Here is a 17,165-nt window from a genome sequence, read left to right as displayed (position 1 = left end):
ACCTTTTTTCAATTCATTTGGTGTTGAAATCGCATTTCCTGATTCGTCTTCGTACTTAACAGTTACGTCTCCATTTTGCAACTCATACTCATAAGTAACTGTTTGTTTTTCTGTAGTTACTTTACCAGTTTCTCCAGCTGAACCTGTTTTTAGTCCATTATTTTCTGCAACAAGTTTATAAACTCTTCCATCTTCTTTTGTAATAGTTGCATCTTTTGGCGCAGTATAGTCACTTCCTATTTGTCCATTTGTTACCAATTCTACTGGATTTTTTAAGTTTTCTTCTGTTCCTGCGACAACGTATTTAACTTCGACGTTTCCGCCTAATTTTGGTGCGTACTCATAAACGACTTCTTGTTTATCTGCTGTAACTGTACCAGTTTCTGCAGCTGATGTAGCTTTATGTCCTTTATATACATAAACTTTCCCATCGGTAGCTGTTAATTCTTCACCTGCTACTGGAGCTGTTGAAGTATAGTTTTTCCCAACTTTTAATCCCTTAGCAACATCTGTTGCTTCTTTTAATTCAGTTGTTGTACCTTCGATAACATATTTTGCTACTACATCTCCACCAACTGGGACAAATCGTTCATAGTATACATTTTCAACAACATTACCATTATTAAGAACTTCAGGTGTGATTCTTACTTCATCAATTGCCGCTTTAGCAATATATTGATCATTAACTTTTACTTCTGGTTTTTCCCATTCTGAAGGTGTTGGAGAAGTTACAGACTCCCATTTAGCATTTGCAGGGATTTGCCAATCCTCTTCTACAACACGTCCTGTTTTTTCTCCAGTATACACTTTTCTTGAAACTGTTACTTTTTGAATTACTGGATTAGAAATGATATGACCTTCATTATTTTTTTCAATATAATTAATAGTTCTTGTAATCTCTTTAGTTTCTACTTTCACATTAGCCTGATCATATAGATATGTAACTTTTTTAGTTACATGTCTTTCGTAAGTTCCTTTTTCCGGAGCAGAATCTGGTTGAACTTCAATAAAAATATAGTCGTGCACAGCATACCATTTATTTACAAAACCTTTAAGAATTGGTTCTTTAGTTGTAGCATAAGGCTGACCTTCAAAATCTTTAGTTGTTGGGAACTCTTTTAAGAGCTCACCATCTACAGTTTTATAGTACACTTCTAGTTTTCCACGAACATCTTCTGTTCTTAATCCTACAATATTCGATTGTAACCAAGTATCTTTTCCATCTTTTAGAAAAATTTGAGAAGTACTTTGCACATAGTTTGGGTTATTCTGATCGACACGTAGATTAAAGTGATGTTTAAAGGCATGCTCTTTTGTTACAGTATAATTATTTTTAAATACATATTTAACGGCAGTAACATCTTTCCAATTCGTGATTTGATCAGCACTTACATATGTTCCAGTAGTTTTGTCAGGAGCAGTTGATGTTGTATAAACTACATCATATTCGTCTGAATCATCAGTTATTGGACCTTCTAAATATGTTAGAGCTTCTGTCTTAGGTATTAATACTACTGCTTCTTTTACTTTTTGAGGAATATCTGTTAAGTTTTCAATTTGTGGCGATAAGACAACTTCTTGTCCATTCTTGACATCAATAATTCCTCGCACACCTGTAGTCCCAGGTTTAGCAATTGTTAAAGACGATGAATATTCAGCAACGTTATTAATAGTAACGTCAATATTTGCTTTTGAAATAGAAAAACCAGGTGCATGATTTTCAACAAAATTAGCATTAATAGAACTGTCATTACCTACTAATGTTTCCGACTCACTATTCCATACTAAGTAAGATTCAATCCCATAAGTTCCAGCTTCAACTTGTCCATTATTTTCAACTTCGAAAGTCAGGGCTGTAGGACTATATAATCCACCTTTAAGCCATCCGTCTTTATTTAAATCATATTTAGTAAGACCTAAATTTTGTGAATCAAAGATGTAAGCACGTTTCCCTGTTCCGTTATAATTTTCGATAATTTTAGTTGGATTTACCGTGTCATAAGATTCTTTTAATTTATCATACGTTCCTTGTGCATCACTCCCATTTGCTCCACCAAAATGTAATACGTATTTCGATAATAAACGATTATCTGCTGCTAATCTAAAGTCTTTCAACGGTAACTTTGGATCTGCTAATAACATCACACTTGTTTTAGTAATATTTGAATCTAATTTATCTAAATCGTAAGTCTTAACTCCATTTTTATCTGTCTCTGCTAAAGAAAAATAATCTGGTGCTGAATACGTTACGGCAACAGGTATTGTTTGACCTCTCGTTAACTGATCTTTAGTTAAAGTTTGACTTCCTATTTGATTCATATGTAATGCTAATTTGGTTGGAGTTTTGACATGCCATGCAGGATCACCACTACCCGTAGCAGGACGTTCCATAGCTATAGCACTCTCTATTGTATTCTCTGATGTAAACCCTTGCGCTATTCGATCGTCATAGCGTTGAATTGTTTTATCTTGGGCTTTTTCCTTCCATGTACCAACAGTTACTCCAAGTCTTGATTCTAATCCAGTTATTGTTTTAGAAGTCGAATTGTATTTTTGAAATTCATCTACTATACCCGGATGTTTTAGGATTAAATGCTCATATTTCTTTTCAGGATTAATTTCGATAGTATCATATAATTCATTAATTGAAGTATATTCTTTCAATAATTCAGCTTGGTTATCTTTAGTTACTCCGTATAATTTAAAATTCTCTTTTAAATTCCCGTCTAACGATTCCCTCCAATAACCTCTAACTGCTTTTGAACCATCAGCTTTTATTTCATTTGTATATACTCTATTTAACTGGAATTTTGTAAAGTAATTTCCTTCTTGATCTTTTGGAATAAAATAGTTTATATACTGACTTGGTAAGAATGCTCCGTCACCTTTTAATTTATCAGATGGTACATAAAATCTAGCGTTAAACGTATCTTCATTACTTGCATTTGAAAATAATCGTTGATTTGTTTCAGGGATAATTCTTGTATCCAGATCTTTAATAGCAGGAATACCATCACCAAGATATAATCTAAATCCATCAGGATTATCTAATGTCTGAGTAAATGTTGAGCCATCAGGTCTATGCCCAACTGCTTTATAAACAATATTGGCATTGAATCCTTTAGTAGAATTTGTTTCAACTACTTTTTTAATAGCTTCTGGTGTATTAAAAGCACCTTCTTTTACTTTTAAAATTGGTCCACCATTAAGTAAACTTTGATCGATACCTTTCTTTTCATCTGGATGTAAGGTTAAAACTCCATTTTCTAATGTCCAAAACTTATTGTTTTTAACATTTGTTGGATCTAATTCTAAGAAATCTGGAATTCCACTAATCGTATAATCATAACTTGTTAAACGTCCATTACCATTATGATTCGTTTCTTCGTTATTGAAAAAAGCCTGATCACTCATAATAAATGGTAATTTAAATGTACTTCCTTCAATCGGCTTGAAAGTCCCATTCGAAACGAATCCCATTTTAAATTCTGGTAATGGAGCACCAAACTGATCGACCATATATTTGACAGTTTTAGGTCTTGAATCTTTTTCTCTATATAAGATTTCTGACAAATAGTCAAAAGGAGCTCTAGCTGACTTCGTTGATAAAGTTTCTCCACCTACTATAAAATCTGTATTAACTGATAATACATCACTCCTTGATGGAGAATTTTTTATAGAGGTACCCACATATAATTTTAATAAACTTTCAGCAACAGTTCCCCCGCTCATAGGATTTAAATTTAAATCATACACATAATTTGTAGTAGTTGATAAATCATCAACACTTTTTACAAATGATGAATTTGCAAATTCTGGTTTTTTAGTAGAATGTAATAATTCTTTTGGTATCGTTACACGTACTTTACCATCGTTCACTGTTTCACTCGAAGAAGCGGAGTAAGTAATCGCCATATTAATGACACGTTCACCATCACCATTATTTGCAACCGGTATAGTCTTTTCAGTTGGTCCTCTCGATGTATCAAAATGAATTGACCCTGTCAAAGCTTGGGCTGTCACTCCGGTACGGAAGCCAGTTCCTTCTTCCAATTTCTTACCATTACGGCTATCTTGATTTTTGTTTTCTTTAGGTGTTTCTTCAGCCTTGATTGATTTTAAGATAGAAGTTAATGAACTAACTTCTTTTGCTTTTTTATCAGCTCCTGACTGTGTTGCACCCAATTCACTTAAATATTGCTTAGCTTCTGCAACTAGTTTTTCAGCATTTTGGATTTGAGAAGCTTGTTTTTTATTTCCTCGGATACGTTCAATTTGAGCTTCCAAATCTGCTAATTTTGCTTGCAAGAGAGATAAATCAACAGATGATTTTGCCTCAGTTGCTTCTGCAGTGTTAGTATGTGCTGAAACTGCTGAAGCTTGTTCAGCTTCTTTTTCATTTTCTTTTACAGGTGTAGCTGGCTCAGCTGACTTTTCTAGCTCTGCATTTGATTTTGGTTGCTCAGCTAATTCTGATTTTGTTTCACTATCTGATTTTGACTCAGAGATAGTTCCTGCTTGCGTATTTTCTTGAGCTTGGTTTAGTCCCGTATCAGCATCCTTCTGTACTACCGCTTCAGTGGTTTCAGTAGCAGAGGCTGCTTCTACCGTATCTACATTGTAACCAAACAAAAATCCTGCCCCGATTAAGACACTCGCAGCACCAACTTTTAATTTTTTAATCGAATATTTTTCGTATCTATTTCCACAAAAATAACGATGATCTTTTTGTTGTCTCGACAATTTAAACATTGTTTACCACCTTATATATATATATATATACGCACTCACGAGTGCAGATATATTCTGTTTAATTATATCATATTTCAACGTAACTTTTAAATAATTTGTCTATTTTTTCAGAATTATAAAGTTCCAAAATCATTGGTAAAATCATTTTATTTGCAGGTATAAATTTATATAAATATCTCCATTATCCTACCTCCAACTTTCTTTTTCATTCCTTTTATGGTAAAATGAAGAGTAATAATATTTATTAAAGAGGTAAAAACATGATTGAAGCAAGCAAATTGAAAGCTGGTATGACATTTGAAACTGCAGACGGAAAATTAATCCGCGTTTTGGAAGCTAGCCACCACAAACCAGGTAAAGGGAACACGATCATGCGTATGAAATTACGTGATGTCCGTACTGGTTCTACTTTTGATACAAGCTACCGTCCAGAAGAAAAATTCGAACAAGCTATTATCGAGACTGTTCCAGCTCAATACTTGTACAAAATGGATGAAACAGCCTACTTCATGAACACTGAAACTTACGACCAATACGAAATCCCAGTCGTAAACGTTGAAAATGAATTGCTTTACATCCTTGAAAACTCAGATGTAAAAATCCAATTCTACGGAACTGAAGTAATCGGTGTAACTGTACCAACTACTGTTGAATTGACAGTTGCTGAAACACAACCATCTATCAAAGGTGCTACTGTTACAGGTTCTGGTAAACCAGCGACTATGGAAACTGGACTTGTTGTCAACGTTCCTGACTTCATCGAAGCTGGACAAAAATTGATCATCAACACTGCAGAAGGAACTTACGTTTCTCGTGCCTAATCTCTAGAAAGAGGTCATTCTATGGGAACTGAAGAACAATTTGGCGAAATCGTTATCGCTCCACGTGTACTTGAAAAAATCATTGCCATCGCGACTGCTAAAGTTGATGGTGTCCACTCATTTTCAAATAAATCCGTATCTGATACTCTATCAAAACTCTCTCTTGGTCGTGGCGTCTACTTAAAAGAAAGCAACGAAGAACTAACTGCTGACATCTACCTCTATCTTGAGTACGGTGTGAAAGTACCAAAAGTTGCTCTTGCTATTCAAAAAGCAGTCAAAGATGCTGTCCGTGATATGGCTGATGTGGAACTTGCTGCTGTTAACATCCATGTTGCAGGAATCGTTCCAGATAAAACACCAAAACCTGAGTTGAAAGATCTATTTAACGAGGACTTCCTCAATGACTAGTCCATTATTAGAATCTAGACGCGAACTTCGTAAATGCGCTTTTCAAGCTCTTATGAGCCTTGAATTCGGTACAGATATGGAAACGGCTTGTCACTTTGCCTACACACATGACCGTGAAGATGCAGATGTGCAAATCCCTGCCTTTCTTCTGAACTTGGTTTCTGGTGTTCAAGCTCAAAAAGACGAGTTGGATAAACAAATCAACCAGCACCTCAAGTCAGGCTGGACAGTTGAACGCTTGACCTTGGTCGAAAAAAACTTACTACGCTTGGGTATCTTTGAAATCACATCATTTGATACACCTCAGCTGGTAGCAGTCAATGAAGCCATTGAACTTGCCAAGAATTTTTCAGATCAAAAATCAGCCCGCTTTATCAACGGACTGCTTAGTCAATTTGTAACTGAAGAAAATGAATAATCGAAAAGGTGTTTGGTCTTCCAAGCACCTTTTGACTTTCCCCTCTGCACAGAGTAAGAACCACACAAAAACTAGAACTGGCAGTCAGTTCTAGTTTTTATATTAGTATTTTCTAAATCGTTGGTAACGTTCTTCCAACAACTCTTCGAACGGTTTTTGTGAAAGTAGAGCTAGCTCAGCTTGAAGTTCTTTCTTGACACTCTTAATCAGTTCTTTGCTAGAAAGTCCTGCTTCAGAAATCACCTTATCCACCACGTCCATTTCTAACAGTTCGTGTGAAGTGATTTTCATCAGTTCTGCCGCTTCCATGGCACGACTGCCGTCCTTCCATAGAATGGAAGCAAAGCCTTCTGGACTGAGAATAGCATAGATAGAATTTTCCAGCATCCAAACACGGTCTGCGACTGCTAGAGCCAGAGCCCCACCTGAACCACCTTCACCTATAATGATGGCGATAATCGGAACTTTCAGGTCACTCATTTCCATAAGATTGCGAGCAATAGCTTCTCCCTGTCCACGTTCTTCCGCTCCGACACCAGGATAAGCACCTGCAGTATTGATAAAGGTCACAACTGGACGACCAAACTTTTCAGCCTGTTTCATCAAACGTAGGGCCTTACGGTAGCCTTCTGGATGCGGTTGACCAAAATTCCGCTTGAGGTTATCTTGTAAACTCTTGCCTTTTTGGATACCAACCACTGTTACAGCTTGGTCCCCAAGCCAGCCAATACCGCCAACAACTGCACCATCGTCACGAAAAGAACGGTCACCGTGTAATTGGATAAAGTCATCAAAAATGCCTGTCGCAAAGTCCAAGGTTGTCAAGCGACTCTGCTCACGCGCTTCTCTGACTATTTTTGCAATATTCATCTTGGACTCCCTCCGTGCAATCTGACTAGGCTAGCAATCGTATCTGGCAAGTCTCTTCTTTTAACAATAGCATCCACAAAGCCATGTTCCAATAGGAATTCTGCCTTTTGGAAATCCTCAGGCAAGCTTTCACGAACCGTATTTTCAATGACACGACGCCCAGCAAAACCAACCAAGCTCTGTGGTTCAGCTAGAATGATATCGCCTTCCATAGCGAAAGAAGCTGTCACACCACCAGTCGTTGGATCTGTCAAAATGGTCAGGTAAAAGAGGCCTGCATTTGAATGGCGTTTAACCGCTGCAGAGATCTTAGCCATCTGCATGAGACTCATGATTCCTTCCTGCATACGGGCTCCACCAGAGGCCGTGAAGAGAACAACTGGCAACTGTTCAACAGTCGCATACTCAAACAAGCGAGTGATTTTTTCACCTACAACCGTACCCATAGAAGCCATGATAAAGTTGGAATCCATAATCCCAAGAGCCACAGTCTGACCTTTAATAAGAGCAGTTCCTGTCACAACGGCTTCATCCAGACCTGTTTTTTCACGCATAGCTACTAGTTTCTTTTGATAACCAGGGAAATGCAAGGGATCCTTGCTTTCAATTCCTGTAAACAATTCCTTGAAGGTTCCCATATCAATCGTCAAAGCCAAGCGTTCTTGGGCAGAAATACGAAAGGTGTAGCTACAATGTGGACAGATACGCTCACTTCCCAGATCCTTCTGATAAATGGTATGCTTACAGCCTGGACACTGGGAGAATAATTCATCTGGAACCTCTGGCTTAGCTTGAGGTTTTTCCCTAACCGAACGATTGGGATTGATTCGAATATACTTATCTTTTTTACTAAATAGAGCCATTGATTCCCCTTTTCGGTTTAAACTCTTGAAGTCATTTTATTCTTTTTCTTGATATTTAGGTAAGAAGGTTTCCATCAAGAAGGAAGTATCATAATCCCCAGCAATGACATTGCGATCTGAAATGAGGTCAAGCTGGAAATCTGCATTGGTCTGCACCCCTTCAATCTCTAATTCATAGAGGGCACGTTGCATTTTCATCAAGGCATCAAAACGATTTTCACCGTGAACGATGATTTTTGCAATCATACTATCATAATAAGGCGGAATGGTATAACCTGGATAAACTGCTGAATCCACGCGCAAGCCAACTCCTCCACTTGGCAGATAGAGATTGGTTATCTTACCTGGACTTGGAGCAAAGTTGAAGGCTGGGTTTTCTGCATTGATCCGACACTCGATGGCATGGCCTCGTAGGACAATATCTTCTTGCTTAACAGACAGAGGCTGACCTGCCGCAATGCGAATCTGTTCCTTAACGATATCCACACCTGAAACAAACTCTGTTACTGGATGCTCTACCTGAACACGAGTATTCATTTCCATGAAATAGAATTTGCCACTAGCTTCATCAAGCAGAAACTCAATGGTTCCCGCATTCTCATAGCCAACAGACTCTGCCGCTCGAACAGCCGCAGCACCAATTTCATTGCGTAGCGTTTTCCCAATTGCAATCGAAGGACTTTCTTCCAAAACCTTTTGGTTATTCCGTTGTAGAGAACAATCCCGTTCCCCCAAGTGAATCACATTTCCATGTTCATCTCCTAGGATTTGAACCTCGATGTGACGAGCTGGATAGATAACCCGTTCAATGTACATGGCACCATTGCCATAATTGGCCTTAGCTTCACTAGAGGCAGTCTCAAAGGCTGAAACGAGGTCTTCTGGCTTTTCAACCTTACGAATCCCTTTACCACCACCACCTGCTGAAGCCTTGAGCATAACAGGATAGCCAATTTTTTCAGCAACAATCAAGGCTTCCTCAGAGTTATGCACTTCTCCATCCGAACCTGGAATGACAGGTACACCTGCTTTGATCATCTGAGCACGTGCATTGATCTTGTCCCCCATCATATCCATAACATGACCAGATGGACCGATAAACTTGATCCCCACTTCTTCACACATAGTTGCAAATTTGGAATTTTCACTGAGAAATCCAAAACCGGGGTGAATGGCTTCTGCTTCAGTCAAGACTGCAGCTGATAGAACCGCGTTAATATTGAGATAAGACTCAGTTGCCTTACCAGGGCCAATACAAACCGCCTCATCTGCCAAAAGCGTATGAAGAGCTTCCTTATCAGCAGTTGAATAAACCGCCACCGTCGCAATCCCCAATTCACGCGCCGCACGGATAATACGAACCGCAATTTCACCACGATTGGCAATTAAAATTTTTCGAAACATGGAGAACCTCCTTAGCTCCCAATTGCAAAGGTAAGAGTACCACTGGCTGCAAGCTTGCCATCCACTTCAGCCTTGGCTTCAACCACAGCAATAGTGCCACGGCGTTTTACAAAAGTCGCTGTCATAACCAATTGATCGCCTGGTACAACTTGCTTCTTGAATTTAACCTTGTCCATACCAGCGTAAAAGACCAGTTTTCCTTTATTTTCAGGTTTTGACAACTCCAAGACACCAGCTGTTTGCGCCAAGGCTTCCATGATAAGAACACCTGGCATAACTGGATATTGAGGGAAATGACCGTTAAAGAAGGGTTCATTGATGGTCACATTTTTGATAGCAACAATGGTATCCTCGCTCACTTCCAACACACGATCCACTAAGAGCATAGGATAACGATGGGGAAGGGCTTCTTTGATTCCTTGAATATCGATCATTTGATACGTACCAATCCTTTACCAAACTCAACCATTTCTTCGTTAGAAACGAGAATTTCTGTTACCACACCATCCTTAGGTGCAGGAATTTCATTCATGACTTTCATGGCTTCGATGATGACCAATGTTTGACCTTTTTTGACACTATCACCAACTGTAACGAAGGCAGGTTTATCAGGACTAGCAGCCAAGTAAGCCACCCCAACAAGTGGGCTCTCTACAACATCTCCCTCAGCAGCCACACTTACTTCGGCTGGTGCCGAAGTTTCTTCCACTACAGTTTCTGCTGGAGCAGATGAAGGGACTACTGGACTTGGTGTTGCTAGAACGGGCACTGGAGCGACTGGAGCTGCAACTTCAGGCACAAGTCTAGCTTCATTCTTACTAAACTGCAACTCATCCGTCCCATTTTTATAAGAAAATTCTCTTAAACTTGACTGATCAAATTGAGCCATCAAGTCTTTAATATCGTTTAAATTCATACTTATTTATTCTCCCAACGTTTGAAAGCAAGAACGGCATTGTGGCCACCAAAACCAAAGGTATTTGAAATAGCGTATGGAATTTCTTGCTCCAAGCCTTGTCCATAAACGACATTGGCTTCGATATAATCTGATACTTCACTTGTTCCAGCTGTCATTGGAACAAAGTTATGACGCATAGCCTCGATTGTGACGATAGCTTCTACTGCACCTGCAGCGCCTAGCAAATGGCCCGTGAAGGACTTGGTTGATGACACAGGTACTTCCTTACCAAGAACAGCTACGATAGCTCCACTTTCTCCTTTTTCGTTAGCAGGAGTTGACGTTCCGTGAGCATTGACATAGGCTACTTGCTCTGGAGAAATCTCAGCTTCTTCCAAGGCTAGTTTGATGGCCTTGATAGCTCCCTGACCTTCTGGATGTGGTGAAGTCATGTGGTAGGCATCACAGGTATTTCCGTAACCAACCACTTCAGCAAGGATAGTAGCCCCACGTTTTTCAGCGTGTTCAAGGCTTTCAAGAACCAACATCCCTGAACCTTCACCCATGACAAAACCATTACGGTCCTTATCAAAGGGGATAGAAGCACGACTTGGATCCTCTGTAGTAGAGAGAGCAGTTAGGGCTTGGAAACCAGCAATAGCAAAAGGTGTGATAGAGGCTTCTGAACCACCTACCAACATAACATCTTGGAAGCCAAACTTGATTGATCGGAAGGCATCTCCAATCGCATCATTTGATGAAGCGCAGGCGGTATTGATGGATTTACAAACACCGTTTGCTCCAAAACGCATAGCAACATTTCCTGAAGCCATATTTGGCAAGGCTTTTGGAAGAGTCAATGGTTTCACACGTTTTGGTCCTTTTTCGTTGAGACGAAGCACTTGATCTTCAATTTCCTTGATTCCACCAATACCAGAGGCAACGATAACACCAAATCGATCCTTGTCAATAGCCTCTACATCCAGATTGGCATGGTTGACAGCCTCTTGGGCTGCATACAAGGCATACAAAGAATAGTTGTCAAAACGGTTGGTATCTTTCTTTACAAAGTATTTATCAAAAGGAAAATCTTGAATTTCTGCTGCATTATGCACATCAAAGTCACTATGATCAAATTTTGTAATTGGACCAATTCCGATTTTTCCAGTTGTCAAACTATTCCAAAATTCTTCTGGTGTATTTCCGATTGGAGATGTCACTCCATAACCTGTTACTACTACGCGATTTAGTTTCATCTTTTTTACCTCTAGCTTCTGCTACATACTGAGGCCACCATCAATGGCAACCACTTGACCAGTTAGATAATCTTGGCCTGCTAAAAATACTGTCAAATCTGCAACCTGTTCTGCCTGTCCAAATTCTTTCATAGGAATTTGTGCCAGCATGGCATCTTTTACCTTGTCTGATAGAACAGCTGTCATATCGGACTCAATCATTCCAGGTGCAATAGCATTAACCCTGATATTGCGATTGGCCACTTCACGCGCCACAGACTTGGTAAAACCAATCAAACCAGCCTTAGAAGCTGCATAGTTAGCTTGACCAATATTTCCCATCAAACCAACAACACTAGACATATTAATGATAGCACCTTCTCTGGCTTTCATCATCGGTTTCAAGACTGATTGTGTCATGTTAAAGGCGCCAGTCAGGTTAACCTTGAGAACTTTTTCAAAATCCGCTTCTGTCATCTTGAGCATAAGGGTATCTTGGGTAATCCCTGCATTGTTGACCAAAACATCTACTGAACCAAGCTCTGCAATAGCTTGCTCAACCATACGCTTAGCGTCTGCAAAATCAGACACGTCTCCTGAAATAGGAACTACCTTGACACCATAGTCTGCAAACTCAGCGAGCAATTCTTCTGGGATAGCCCCACGACTGTTTAAGACGATGTTGGCCCCTGCTTGAGCAAACTTGTGGGCGATGGCAAGACCAATTCCACGACTCGAACCTGTAATAAAGATATTTTTATTTTTTAGTTGCATTCTTTTCTCCTGTTTCCTCCTGTATTTATAGGAGAAGGGATTACTAGTTTCCTAGCAGAGCTTCCAAGCTAGCCTGATCTTCAACAGTGGCTAGTTCAGCTGTTTTATCAATTTTTTTAACAAAGCCTGACAAAACTTTCCCTGGTCCAATCTCGATAAAGTTGGTTACGCCTGCTTCTTGCATAACCGCAATACTTTCATAGAAACGAACTGGTTCCTTGACCTGATGCGTCAAGAGTTGAGCAATGTCTTCTTCTTGCATGACAGCAGCTTCTGTATTACCAACTAGGGGACAAGTAAAATCTGAAAAACTTACCTGAGCTAGAGTTTCAGCTAGTTTCTGGCTAGCAGGCTCAAGGAGAGCGGTATGAAAGGGACCTGACACCTTGAGAGGAATCAAGCGTTTGGCACCCGCTTCCTGCAAGAGTTCGACAGCTCGGTCAACCGCAACCACTTCTCCACCAATGACGATCTGTGCAGGTGTATTATAGTTGGCTGGGGTAACCACTCCAAGTTCAGAAGCTTGCTGACAGGCTTCTTCAATGACCTCTACTGGTGTATTGAGAACTGCCACCATCTTGCCAGAGCCAGCAGGAGCCGCTTCTTCCATATAGGCTCCACGCTTAGCTACCAAGGCAACCGCATCTTCAAACTCCAAGGCTCCGCTGGCCACCAAGGCAGAATATTCCCCGAGGGACAAACCAGCAACCATATCGGGCTGATAGCCCTTCTCTTGCAATAAACGATAGATAGCAACTGAAGTCGCTAAAATAGCTGGTTGTGTATAGCGGGTCTGATTGAGTTTTTCTTCTTCTGTATCGATGAGATGACGCAAATCATAACCGAGTACCTGACTCGCTTGATCAATTGTTTCTTTGACAATCGGGTACTGATCATAGAGATCACGGCCCATCCCTAGATACTGGGCACCTTGGCCAGCAAATAAAAAGGCTGTTTTAGTCATTTCTTACAACTCCTGCCCAACGAGAGGCCTCTTCTTGAATTTTCTTAGCTGCTCCGTAGTATAAATCTTTTAGGATTTCTTCAGCTGTCTCTTCTTTGGAAATAAGCCCCGCAATTTGACCTGCCATAACAGATCCACCATCCACATCTCCGTGGACAACTGCTTTGGCTAGGGCACCTGCTCCCATTTGTTCAAAGATTTCTAAATCAGGATTTTCCTGTTTAAAGGCATCTTTCTCAGCTTTTTCAAAATCACGAGTCAACTGATTTTTAATAGCTCGAACAGCATGTCCAAAGTGTTGGGCTGAAATCGTAGTATCAATATCTCTAGCTTTTAAAATCTTGGCCTTATAATTCGGATGGGCATTAGACTCTTTTGCAACAACAAAACGAGTTCCAACCTGAACAGCCTCTGCACCTAGCATAAAGCCAGCGGCAGCACCTTCACCGTCCGCAATCCCTCCTGCAGCAATAACAGGAATAGATACAGCTGCCACCACTTGGCGCACCAAGGTCATGGTTGTTAATTTACCGATATGTCCCCCAGCTTCCATTCCTTCTGCAATAACGGCGTCCGCACCGATTTTTTCCATACGTTTAGCTAGAGCTACACTTGGCACAACAGGAATCACTGTAATGCCAGCTTCGTGAAAGCGTTCCATGTATTTACCAGGATTTCCTGCTCCTGTTGTAACCACCTTAACACCTTCCTCGATAACGAGATCTACAATATCTTCCACAAAGGGAGACAAGAGCATGATGTTGACACCAAAGGGTTTATCCGTCAATGATTTGATCTTATCAATATTAGCCTTGACAACTTCTTTAGGGGCATTTCCCCCACCGATAATCCCTAGCCCTCCAGCCTTGGAAACAGCTCCTGCCAAATCACCATCAGCAACCCAAGCCATTCCTCCTTGGAAAATAGGATAATCAATGTTCAATAATTCTGTAATACGCGTTTTCATAGTGCCTCCATCAGTTCTTGCTTACGTAATAGTTCGATACTGTCATAATTTGAAAATCAAACTATTGCCTAAACAAGAGGGAGCGGGTTTCCCTACTCCTTCTATTTGTATTCTGCTTATTTTGTTTGCTCTTCAACGTAGGCAACCAAGTCACCAACTGTTTTCAAGTCATCTTCTGCTTCGATTTGGATATCAAAAGCATCTTCAATTTCTGAGATTACTTGGAACAAGTCCAATGAATCTGCATCCAAGTCATCAAAAGTTGATTCAAGTGTTACTTCTGATGCGTCTTTTCCAAGTTCTTCAACGATAATTTCTTGTACTTTTTCAAATACTGCCATGATAGGACTCCTTTAAAATAAATAGTTTTTTATAACAATGTGTTCACCACATGATTACCTAAATTGTAAGAATGAGCGTGCCCCAGGTCAAACCTCCACCGAAGCCTGATAAAAGAACAGTCTGGCTACCGTCTAAAGGGATGAGACCTTGTTCTACACACTCTGAAAGTAAAATCGGGATACTTGCTGCACTGGTATTGCCATACTCCATCATATTGGCTGGAAGTTTAGCTCGGTCGACACCAATTTTTCTAGCCATCTTATCCAAGATACGGTCATTGGCCTGATGAAGTAGCAGATAATCCAAGTCTGTCGCCTCTATAGGAGACTCATCAATAGTCTGTTTGATAGACTTGGCTACATCTCGAATTGCAAAATCAAAGACTGCGCGTCCATCCATCTTCAAAAATGAATCTGCATTTTCTTGATCTGAAAATGGAGAATGTAAGCCTGAATGTCCATAGGTTAGACACTCGCTACGACTCCCATCACTATTGAGACTCTCAGCCAAGAAATGCTCTTGCTCGCTAGCTTCTAGCAAGACTCCACCAGCACCATCTCCAAACAAAACAGCTGTTGATCGATCCGACCAATCGACTGCCTTAGAGAGGGTTTCGCTACCAATCACCAAACCTTTTTGAAAGCGACCAGAAGCGATAAACTTTTCAGCAGTTGACAAGGCAAATACAAATCCACTGCATGCAGCTGTTAGGTCAAAAGCAAAGGCCTTATTGGCACCAATATTAGCTTGAACACGAGTAGCTGTGGAGGGCATCATCGAATCTGGAGTAATGGTAGCTAGGATGATAAAATCCAGCTCCTCTCCTGTGATTCCAGCTTTTGCCATCAGTTTCTTGGCAACTTCTGTAGCCAAATCACTGGTAGATTCCGTTCTTGAAATATGCCTTTGTCGTATTCCCGTCCGACTTGAAATCCACTCATCATTGGTATCCATAATCTGAGCCAAATCATGATTTGTAACCACTTGCTCTGGCACATAATGAGCAACCTGGCTTATTTTTGCAAAAGCCATTATTTCAAATCCTCCAAAAATTGATAAAGTTTAGTCAAACCTTTGCTCATAACTTCAGTTTCTTCCTTGCTCATACCGTCGATAATATTTTCGACCATAGCCTTATGGAAGCGTTTATGAAGTCTGTGAACCAAGCGACCTTTCTTTGTCAAATGCAGATGCACCACACGACGATCCTGCTCTGAGCGAATGCGTTCAATGTAACCCTTGCGTTCAAGATTATTCAAACTCGTCGTAACCGTCCCAAGAGTCACCATCAACTCTTTCGACACTTGACTTGGCGTCACGTCTGGGAATTTTCCAATTACATCGATTGTATGAACTTCTTTGATGGAGATATCCTTGAAACGACTACCCCTCAAGCTAACTTCCTCGATAACGAGGACATTGTTAAATATAGATGTTAAATATTCATTAATTCGTTGGTAGTCCAATCTCTTTTCCCTCCTTTTCAAAAAACTTTTACAATCAAAACATTTGACAAAAGAATTATATCAAACTTCAAAGAATGGTGCAAGTATTTTCTTATTTTCCTGTAAATTTCGGTCTTCTTCTCTCCGAATGAGCCCGAACTCCCTCTTTGAAATCCTCTGTTTGGGCCAAAGATTCCTGTAGCTTCAATTCTAAAGCAGCATAATCTTGCCAATCTTTAAATTGGCTCTCCCACACCAACTTCTTAATGGCAGCATAGGAATTAGCTGACCCTCGTCTCAATTTTTTAAGAAGCTGTTCTCTCGTTTTTTCAAGTTTATCAGCTTCACAGACGCGGTAAACCAGCCCCCACTCCAGAGCTTTTTCTGCTGTTAGTGCCTCACCTGTCATGGCTAATTGAGTAGCACGAGTCACCCCAATACTACGACTCAAGAGATGAATCCCACCTGCATCTGGAGCCAATCCAACTCCAACAAAGGCCTGGATAAACTTAGCCTTATCCGTTGCCAGACAGAAATCTGCAGCAACAGCCATATTCGCTGCGGCACCTGCAACAGCCCCATCAACCTCCATCAAGACAGGTTTAGCAATTTGCTTGATTTTATAAGAAATCGTATTGACCAACTCTGCGATTTTCGTTAATGATGGAATATCATCCTCATCTACTGCTCGCTTCATCTCAACCAAATCTCCCCCAACTGAGAAAACTTTGCCATTAGCATTAATCAATATAAAATGCACAGCTGGATTCTCTTCTGCCAGAGTCAGCGCTTCTAAAATCTCCTCACACATAGGAATATGAAAGCCATTTGCAACCTCAGGACGGTTCAAGGTAAGGATTGCCAAATCCTCTTCAAGCTGATAAATAATGTGTTCCATCTGGGCTCCTTTTTATTTTATAAGCAGTTTAAATTATTTTATTTCCAAAGTATATCTTTTTTAAGAGCAGAAAGCAAAGAAAAATCTGCTAAAAATGTCTCGG

General features: G+C 40.2%; 17 protein-coding genes. 3 read left to right on the top strand and 14 right to left on the bottom strand.

The features are described from left to right. Nucleotides 1-4,752 (bottom strand): YSIRK-type signal peptide-containing protein (locus N8M20_RS08430; protein WP_261080281.1); only part of this gene is annotated, 4,752 nt, incomplete at its 3' end. A gap of 260 nt (nucleotides 4,753-5,012) precedes the next feature. Here N8M20_RS08430 and efp point away from each other — a divergent pair. Genes efp through nusB form a run of 3 tightly spaced genes read left to right on the top strand, consistent with a single transcriptional unit; the run spans nucleotide 5,013 to nucleotide 6,402 of the window. After that, nucleotides 5,013-5,573, top strand: a complete 561-nt coding sequence (gene efp / locus N8M20_RS08425) for an elongation factor P (RefSeq protein ID WP_000568643.1) — start codon at nucleotides 5,013-5,015, stop codon at nucleotides 5,571-5,573. A gap of 21 nt (nucleotides 5,574-5,594) precedes the next feature. Further along, a complete protein-coding gene (locus N8M20_RS08420; protein WP_070528853.1) occupies nucleotides 5,595-5,984 on the top strand; it encodes an Asp23/Gls24 family envelope stress response protein in 390 nt (129 codons plus the stop codon). Continuing rightward, entirely contained in the window at nucleotides 5,977-6,402 is a 426-nt protein-coding gene (nusB, locus tag N8M20_RS08415; RefSeq protein WP_000203638.1) for a transcription antitermination factor NusB, read from the top strand. The genes N8M20_RS08420 and nusB overlap by 8 nt, the downstream gene beginning before the upstream one ends. Before the next feature lie 102 nt (nucleotides 6,403-6,504). Here nusB and N8M20_RS08410 read toward each other — a convergent pair whose 3' ends face one another. The 13 genes from N8M20_RS08410 to N8M20_RS08350 all read right to left on the bottom strand — a co-directional run bounded on the left by N8M20_RS08410 (nucleotide 6,505) and on the right by N8M20_RS08350 (nucleotide 17,062). Then, complete coding sequence (locus N8M20_RS08410; RefSeq protein ID WP_261080280.1) at nucleotides 6,505-7,272, bottom strand: acetyl-CoA carboxylase carboxyl transferase subunit alpha; 768 nt, start codon at nucleotides 7,270-7,272, stop codon at nucleotides 6,505-6,507. Beyond that, a complete protein-coding gene (gene accD, locus N8M20_RS08405) occupies nucleotides 7,269-8,135 on the bottom strand; it encodes an acetyl-CoA carboxylase, carboxyltransferase subunit beta (protein ID WP_261080279.1) in 867 nt (288 codons plus the stop codon). The genes N8M20_RS08410 and accD overlap by 4 nt, the downstream gene beginning before the upstream one ends. A 36-nt stretch (nucleotides 8,136-8,171) precedes the next feature. Further along, on the bottom strand, nucleotides 8,172-9,539 hold the full coding sequence (gene accC / locus N8M20_RS08400) for an acetyl-CoA carboxylase biotin carboxylase subunit (protein WP_084886614.1): 1,368 nt from the start codon (nucleotides 9,537-9,539) through the stop codon (nucleotides 8,172-8,174). An 11-nt stretch (nucleotides 9,540-9,550) separates the two neighbouring features. Then, nucleotides 9,551-9,973 carry a 3-hydroxyacyl-ACP dehydratase FabZ gene (gene fabZ / locus N8M20_RS08395; RefSeq protein WP_042901453.1) on the bottom strand — a complete coding sequence of 141 codons (423 nt, stop codon included), beginning with the start codon at nucleotides 9,971-9,973 and terminating at the stop codon, nucleotides 9,551-9,553. Further along, entirely contained in the window at nucleotides 9,970-10,455 is a 486-nt protein-coding gene (gene accB / locus N8M20_RS08390) for an acetyl-CoA carboxylase biotin carboxyl carrier protein (protein WP_261080278.1), read from the bottom strand. Before accB ends, fabZ begins: the two co-directional genes overlap by 4 nt. A gap of 2 nt (nucleotides 10,456-10,457) precedes the next feature. Then, nucleotides 10,458-11,693 (bottom strand): beta-ketoacyl-ACP synthase II, encoded by a 1,236-nt coding sequence (gene fabF / locus N8M20_RS08385; protein ID WP_261045616.1) that lies wholly within the window; start codon nucleotides 11,691-11,693, stop codon nucleotides 10,458-10,460. A gap of 21 nt (nucleotides 11,694-11,714) precedes the next feature. After that, nucleotides 11,715-12,446 (bottom strand): 3-oxoacyl-[acyl-carrier-protein] reductase, encoded by a 732-nt coding sequence (gene fabG / locus N8M20_RS08380; RefSeq protein ID WP_261080277.1) that lies wholly within the window; start codon nucleotides 12,444-12,446, stop codon nucleotides 11,715-11,717. 43 nt (nucleotides 12,447-12,489) lie between these two features. Beyond that, complete coding sequence (gene fabD, locus N8M20_RS08375) at nucleotides 12,490-13,410, bottom strand: ACP S-malonyltransferase (protein ID WP_261080276.1); 921 nt, start codon at nucleotides 13,408-13,410, stop codon at nucleotides 12,490-12,492. Then, complete coding sequence (gene fabK, locus N8M20_RS08370; RefSeq protein ID WP_261080275.1) at nucleotides 13,403-14,377, bottom strand: enoyl-[acyl-carrier-protein] reductase FabK; 975 nt, start codon at nucleotides 14,375-14,377, stop codon at nucleotides 13,403-13,405. The genes fabD and fabK overlap by 8 nt, the downstream gene beginning before the upstream one ends. A gap of 116 nt (nucleotides 14,378-14,493) precedes the next feature. After that, entirely contained in the window at nucleotides 14,494-14,718 is a 225-nt protein-coding gene (locus tag N8M20_RS08365) for an acyl carrier protein (RefSeq protein WP_000257838.1), read from the bottom strand. A 58-nt stretch (nucleotides 14,719-14,776) separates the two neighbouring features. Further along, the gene (locus N8M20_RS08360) at nucleotides 14,777-15,751 is read right to left on the bottom strand and encodes a beta-ketoacyl-ACP synthase III (RefSeq protein ID WP_261080274.1); all 975 of its coding nucleotides are present in this window, start codon (nucleotides 15,749-15,751) and stop codon (nucleotides 14,777-14,779) included. Then, nucleotides 15,751-16,185, bottom strand: a complete 435-nt coding sequence (gene fabT, locus N8M20_RS08355) for a fatty acid biosynthesis transcriptional regulator FabT (protein WP_000386358.1) — start codon at nucleotides 16,183-16,185, stop codon at nucleotides 15,751-15,753. The genes N8M20_RS08360 and fabT overlap by 1 nt, the downstream gene beginning before the upstream one ends. Nucleotides 16,186-16,276: 91 nt before the next feature. After that, nucleotides 16,277-17,062, bottom strand: coding sequence for an enoyl-CoA hydratase (locus N8M20_RS08350; protein ID WP_261080273.1), 786 nt, complete (start codon nucleotides 17,060-17,062; stop codon nucleotides 16,277-16,279). Nucleotides 17,063-17,165 lie beyond the last annotated feature (103 nt).

The sequence above is a fragment of the Streptococcus mitis genome (assembly GCF_946190275.1).
Lineage (GTDB): Bacteria > Bacillota > Bacilli > Lactobacillales > Streptococcaceae > Streptococcus > Streptococcus mitis_DC.
Note: the sequence above shows the minus strand (reverse complement) of the source record. Positions and strands in the feature narration are given on the sequence as shown.

Excerpts from the sequence above, each read along its gene's own strand:
- efp (WP_000568643.1), top strand. The coding sequence starts at position 5,013 with ATGATTGAAGCAAGCAAATTGAAAGCTGGTATGACATTTGAAACTGCA.
- N8M20_RS08420 (WP_070528853.1), top strand. The coding sequence starts at position 5,595 with ATGGGAACTGAAGAACAATTTGGCGAAATCGTTATCGCTCCACGTGTA.
- nusB (WP_000203638.1), top strand. The coding sequence starts at position 5,977 with ATGACTAGTCCATTATTAGAATCTAGACGCGAACTTCGTAAATGCGCT.
- N8M20_RS08410 (WP_261080280.1), bottom strand. The coding sequence starts at position 7,272 with ATGAATATTGCAAAAATAGTCAGAGAAGCGCGTGAGCAGAGTCGCTTG.
- accD (WP_261080279.1), bottom strand. The coding sequence starts at position 8,135 with ATGGCTCTATTTAGTAAAAAAGATAAGTATATTCGAATCAATCCCAAT.
- accC (WP_084886614.1), bottom strand. The coding sequence starts at position 9,539 with ATGTTTCGAAAAATTTTAATTGCCAATCGTGGTGAAATTGCGGTTCGT.
- fabZ (WP_042901453.1), bottom strand. The coding sequence starts at position 9,973 with ATGATCGATATTCAAGGAATCAAAGAAGCCCTTCCCCATCGTTATCCT.
- accB (WP_261080278.1), bottom strand. The coding sequence starts at position 10,455 with ATGAATTTAAACGATATTAAAGACTTGATGGCTCAATTTGATCAGTCA.
- fabF (WP_261045616.1), bottom strand. The coding sequence starts at position 11,693 with ATGAAACTAAATCGCGTAGTAGTAACAGGTTATGGAGTGACATCTCCA.
- fabG (WP_261080277.1), bottom strand. The coding sequence starts at position 12,446 with ATGCAACTAAAAAATAAAAATATCTTTATTACAGGTTCGAGTCGTGGA.
- fabD (WP_261080276.1), bottom strand. The coding sequence starts at position 13,410 with ATGACTAAAACAGCCTTTTTATTTGCTGGCCAAGGTGCCCAGTATCTA.
- fabK (WP_261080275.1), bottom strand. The coding sequence starts at position 14,377 with ATGAAAACGCGTATTACAGAATTATTGAACATTGATTATCCTATTTTC.
- N8M20_RS08365 (WP_000257838.1), bottom strand. The coding sequence starts at position 14,718 with ATGGCAGTATTTGAAAAAGTACAAGAAATTATCGTTGAAGAACTTGGA.
- N8M20_RS08360 (WP_261080274.1), bottom strand. The coding sequence starts at position 15,751 with ATGGCTTTTGCAAAAATAAGCCAGGTTGCTCATTATGTGCCAGAGCAA.
- N8M20_RS08350 (WP_261080273.1), bottom strand. The coding sequence starts at position 17,062 with ATGGAACACATTATTTATCAGCTTGAAGAGGATTTGGCAATCCTTACC.